Annotated in this window: 5 protein-coding genes; 2 read left to right on the top strand and 3 right to left on the bottom strand. The window is 60.2% G+C overall.

Annotated elements, in window-relative coordinates:
• Positions 1 to 182 precede the first annotated feature (182 nt).
• Entirely contained in the window at positions 183 to 1,382 is a 1,200-nt protein-coding gene (gene tyrS / locus EGJ09_RS26295) for a tyrosine--tRNA ligase (RefSeq protein ID WP_115273014.1), read from the bottom strand.
• Between the two features lie 217 nt (positions 1,383 to 1,599).
• On the opposite strand from tyrS, the gene EGJ09_RS26290 reads away from it, so the two are divergent.
• A complete protein-coding gene (locus EGJ09_RS26290) occupies positions 1,600 to 3,018 on the top strand; it encodes a peptidoglycan DD-metalloendopeptidase family protein (protein ID WP_115273015.1) in 1,419 nt (472 codons plus the stop codon).
• 3 nt (positions 3,019 to 3,021) lie between these two features.
• Positions 3,022 to 4,113, top strand: coding sequence for an anhydro-N-acetylmuramic acid kinase (locus tag EGJ09_RS26285; RefSeq protein WP_115273016.1), 1,092 nt, complete (start codon positions 3,022 to 3,024; stop codon positions 4,111 to 4,113).
• Between the two features lie 59 nt (positions 4,114 to 4,172).
• Here EGJ09_RS26285 and erpA read toward each other — a convergent pair whose 3' ends face one another.
• Together erpA and argC are read right to left on the bottom strand one after the other, a co-directional pair.
• Positions 4,173 to 4,523 carry an iron-sulfur cluster insertion protein ErpA gene (gene erpA / locus EGJ09_RS26280; protein WP_046787605.1) on the bottom strand — a complete coding sequence of 117 codons (351 nt, stop codon included), beginning with the start codon at positions 4,521 to 4,523 and terminating at the stop codon, positions 4,173 to 4,175.
• A gap of 167 nt (positions 4,524 to 4,690) precedes the next feature.
• Positions 4,691 to 5,367, bottom strand: a 677-nt coding sequence (argC, locus tag EGJ09_RS26275) for an N-acetyl-gamma-glutamyl-phosphate reductase (protein ID WP_125925173.1), incomplete at its 5' end; no start/stop codon positions are given.

Here is a 5,367-nt window from a genome sequence, read left to right as displayed (position 1 = left end):
ATTAAGCAACTCTTTGAATTTCAAGGAGTTTCTCGTTCCGACTACGCTGGAAGTGGGGCGCATTATAAGGGGATTCGAACGCCCGTCAAGGCTTAATTTCAATAAACCTTGATATCGCCTAAAACAAAGCGGGGAGGCCTGTCGGCCTCCCCGCTTCTATATATAGCTACGCCACCAGACGCTCACTCCGCCTTGAGCGTAACCCGGGCAAACGCCTTCTTGCCCGCCTGACACACATGAGTGGCGCCAATCGCAAACATGAAGTCACGCTCGACCACCGCCCCATCAACCTTGACCGCACCACCATTGAGCAGATCGCGCGCCATCGCCGAGTTCTTCACCAGGCCAGCACGGTTCAGCACAGCAGCGATCGGCAAGTCTTCAGTCGCGGTCACTTCAATCTCGGGCAGATCTTCCGGCAACTCTCCCTCTTTCATGCGATTACCCGCCGCACGGTGGGCGTTGGCAGCCGCCTCTTCACCATGGAAACGCGCAACGAGCTCTTCCGCCAGCTTGATCTTGATGTCGCGCGGGTTCGCACCATTGGCGACATCAGCACGGTACTGCTCGATCTCCTCCATGGAGCGGAAGCTCAGCAATTCGAAGTAACGCCACATCAGCGTGTCCGGGATCGACACCAGCTTGCTGTACATCACCCCAGGCGCTTCCTGGATACCTACATAGTTGCCCAGCGACTTGGACATTTTCTTAACGCCGTCCAGCCCTTCGAGCAGCGGCATGGTCACGATGCTCTGCGCTTCCTGGCCGTAGGCGCGCTGCAGCTCGCGCCCCATCAGCAAGTTGAACTTCTGGTCGGTACCACCCAGCTCCACATCAGCCTTGAGGGCTACCGAGTCGTACCCCTGCACCAGCGGGTAAAGGAACTCATGGATGGCGATCGGCTGATTGGTGGTATAGCGCTTGTCGAAGTCGTCGCGCTCAAGCATGCGCGCCACCGTGTACTGCGACGCCAGGCGAATGAAGTCAGCCGGTGTCAGCTTGTCCATCCAGGTGGAGTTGAACGCGACCTCGGTCTTGGCCGGGTCGAGAATCTTGAACACCTGCTGCTTGTAGGTCTCGGCATTATCCAGCACCTGCTCACGGGTCAACGGCGGGCGCGTCGCGCTTTTGCCACTCGGATCACCGATCATTCCAGTGAAGTCGCCGATCAGGAAGACGACCTGATGACCCAGCTCCTGGAACTGGCGCAGCTTGTTGATCAGCACGGTGTGCCCCAAGTGCAGGTCGGGCGCAGTCGGATCGAAACCTGCTTTGATACGCAGAGGCTGGCCGCGCTTGAGCTTCTCGACCAGTTCCGACTCGACCAACACTTCTTCCGCACCGCGCTTGATAAGCGCCAGCTGCTCTTCAACCGACTTCATAGACAGACCCGCAAGGCTCAGATTCAAGGGGAGCCAACCATACAAGATCGGCCATCAAATACAAGTTTCGCAACGGGATGTGACCTGACCGCAGCCTCGCGGCGTCTACGCGCCCTTGCGTGAAATTGGATTTGGTTATATTTTATACAGTTATTTCATCTTCATCATGTCATTCATCTTTTCCATATTCACTTTTCTTCAAAAAGCCACCTTACCTATGACCGACGAAACGCCTAAAGCGCCACCGCTTTATCCGAAAAGCCATCTGCTGGCCGCCAGCGGCATCGCCGCCCTGCTCAGCCTGGCTCTGCTGGTATTTCCGTCCAGCGAAGTCGAAGCCAAGAAGACCACCCTCAGCCTCGAGCTGGAAAGCCCGGCAGAGCAACTGAAGGGCGAGCCCGGTGCCGCGCCACTGGTGCAGAGCGAAGCAGATCAAGGCTCACCGTTCGCACAAATCGAAGGTGCCGACTCCAAAACCGAGCAAGCTACTCAAGAACTCCCAGCCCTAGAACAGAAACCAGAGGCCAAGGAGCCTGGGCATCGCGAAGTCACCGTGGCGCGTGGCGATACACTGTCCACCCTGTTCGAAAAAGTCGGCCTGCCAGCCAATGCGGTGCACGACCTGCTGGCAAGCAACAAGCAGGCCAAGCAGTTCAGCCAGCTCAAGCATGGCCAGGTGCTGCAATTCGAACTCGACAAGGACGGCCAACTGGCCAGCCTGCAAAGCAAGGTCAGTACCCTCGAGACCATCCGCCTGACAAAGACCGCCAAGGGCTACAGCTTCGACCGCGAAATCAGCAAGCCGTTGGTACGTACTGCCTACGCCCACGGCGTGATCAAAAGTTCGTTGTCGGCCTCGGCCCAGCGTGCCGGCCTGTCGCACAGCCTGACCATGGACATGGCCAAAGTACTGGGCTACGACATCGATTTCGCTCAGGACATCCGCCAGGGTGACGAATTCGACGTCGTCTACGAGCAGAAAGTCATGGATGGCAAGGTGATCGGTACAGGCAACATCCTGTCCGCCCGCTTCACCAACCGCGGCAAGACCTACACTGCGGTGCGCTACACCAACAAGCAGGGCAACACCAGCTACTACACAGCCGACGGCAACAGCCTGCGCAAGGCGTTCATCCGTACCCCCGTGGACTTTGCCCGTATCAGCTCGCGGTTTTCCGCTGGCCGCAAGCACCCGATTCTGAACAAGATCCGCGCACACAAGGGCGTCGACTATGCCGCGCCACGCGGCACACCAATCAAGGCAGCCGGTGACGGTCGCATCGAGCTGGCCGGCCGTCGCGGTGGGTACGGCAACACAGTGATCATCGCCCACGGCAACCGGTACAAAACTCTCTACGGGCACATGCAGGGCTTTGCCAAAGGCATCAAGACCGGCAGCAGTGTGAAGCAGGGGCAGATCATCGGTTATATCGGTACCACCGGCCTGTCTACAGGGCCGCACCTGCACTATGAGTTCCAGGTCAATGGCGTCCACGTCGACCCGCTGAGCCAGAAGGTACCGATGTCCGATCCGATCGCCAAGGCCGAACGTCAGCGGTTCTTGCAGCAGAGCAAGCCACTGATCGCGCGCATGGATCAGGAAAAGGCCACCATGCTCGCAGCGAACAAGCGCTGAGCTATGGCGCTCTACCTGGGAGTAATGTCTGGCACCAGCCTCGACGGCCTGGACATTGCACTGATCGAGCAAGGCGAGCAGCTGAAGCTGCTCGCCACCCACTACCTGCCAATGCCCGCCGACCTGCGTCAGCAACTGCTAGCCCTGTGCGCCAGCGGCCCTGACGAAATCGCACGTGCAGCGTTGGCGGAAAACCGCTGGGCCAGCCTGGCCGCGGAAGGTATACAGCAGCTACTGAAAACACAGGGGCTGCAGCCTGACGCCATCCGCGCCATCGGCAGCCATGGCCAGACCATCCGCCACGAGCCTGCCCGTGGCTTTACCGTGCAGATCGGCAACCCGGCATTACTCGCCGAGCTGACCGGGATCACAGTGGTAGCCGACTTCCGCCGGCGCGATGTGGCTGCTGGCGGCCAAGGCGCTCCGTTGGTGCCCGCGTTTCATGAAACCCTGTTCGGCCGTCTTGGCCAGCGGCTGGCAGTGCTCAACGTAGGCGGTTTCAGCAACCTCAGCCTGATCGAGCACGACAAGCCGGTCCACGGTTTCGACTGCGGCCCCGGCAATGTATTGCTGGATGCCTGGGTCGAGCGTAAACGCGGCCAGGCTTATGACGCAGACGGCGCCTGGGCAGCTACTGGAGTGGTCCAGACCGATTTGCTGGACGCGTTGCTGAGCGACCCTTTCTTCGCCGGCAGCGGCCCTAAGAGTACTGGCCGCGAAGTGTTCAACCTGCCTTGGCTGGATGGCCATCTCGCTCGCATGCCGCATTATCGTGACGAAGATGTTCAGGCCACGCTGCTTGAGCTGACGGCGCGCAGCATCATCGAGTCCTTGCGCGATGCACAGCAAGGCACAGAAGCGCTGCTTGTATGTGGCGGCGGTGCACGCAACGGTGCATTGATGGCTCGCCTTGATGCGCTGCTACCCGATGCCCGGGTCACCAGCACCCAGGCATATGGCGTAGACCCCGACTGGGTCGAGGGCATGGCATTTGCCTGGCTGGCCCACTGCTGCCTGGAAGGCATCGCCGCCAACCGCCCCAGCGTGACGGCAGCCAAGGGGCTGCGGGTTCTCGGCGCGATCTACCCGGCCTGACCTTGCGATCGCAACGAAAACGCCGCGCAAATGCGCGGCGTTTTTTGTACCACCGGGCTTCAGATCGAGAAGGAAGAGCCGCAGCCACAAGTGGTAGCGGCATTCGGGTTCTTGATCACGAAGCGCGAGCCCTCAAGGCCTTCCTGGTAATCCACCTCCGCGCCCGCCAGATACTGGAAGCTCATAGGATCTACCACCAGAGATACACCTTCGCGCTCGACGATGGTGTCATCTTCGGCCACATCTTCATCGAAGGTGAAGCCGTACTGGAAACCCGAGCAGCCGCCACCGGTCACGAAAACCCTCAGCTTCAGGCGATCATTGCCTTCCTCGCAAACCAGGGTCTTCACCTTTTGCGCGGCGCCGTGAGTAAATTCCAAAGCCGTGGGGGTGAAGGTTTCGACGCTCATGTTGATTCTCCCGGCGCAGTAGCCGCCATAAAACTCGATGACGCGCATTATCCGCTTCTCCGAGAAAATCGGTCAACAATACGTAAGCAGCAAGTGACAAGCTCCAAGCTGAACGCAATACGCTCATTTGCAGCTTAGAGCTTGCCGCTTGCCGCTTGTGGCTGCTGTCAGGGCAGCAGGCCCGCATGGGACAGGCCCATGCGCTCGTCCAGGCCGAACAGGATGTTCAGGTTCTGCACCGCCTGGCCTGACGCGCCCTTGACCAGGTTATCGATGACCGACAGCACTACCACCAGGTCACCACCTTGCGGGCGATGAACGGCGATACGGCAGACGTTGGCACCGCGCACGCTACGGGTTTCCGGGTGGCTGCCCGCTGGCATCACGTCGACGAACGGCTCGTCTGCGTAGCGCTTCTCGAACAGTGCCTGCAAGTCGACCGACTTATCGGCAACAGTCGCGTACAGGGTCGAGTGAATGCCGCGGATCATCGGGGTCAGATGCGGCACGAAGGTCAGGCCGATGTCCGTGCCTGCAGCCAGGCGTAGGCCTTGGCTGATTTCCGGCAAGTGACGGTGGCCCTTGACCGCGTAGGCCTTCATGCTCTCGCCAGCTTCGCAGAACAGCGAACCCACGGCGGCGCCACGGCCGGCGCCGCTGACACCCGACTTGCAGTCGGCGATCAGGCGCAACGGGTCGGCCAGGCCAGCTTCAAGCAGCGGCAGGAAGCCCAACTGGGTAGCGGTCGGGTAGCAGCCCGGCACAGCGATCAGGCGCGCCTGGCGAATTTTCTCACGGTTGACTTCAGGCAGGCCGTAGACCGCATCCTTGAGCAACTCCGGCG

The sequence above is a fragment of the Pseudomonas sp. p106 genome (assembly GCF_003936645.1).
GTDB lineage: Bacteria > Pseudomonadota > Gammaproteobacteria > Pseudomonadales > Pseudomonadaceae > Aquipseudomonas > Aquipseudomonas putida_E.
This window is presented reverse-complemented; position numbering and strand designations above follow the sequence as displayed.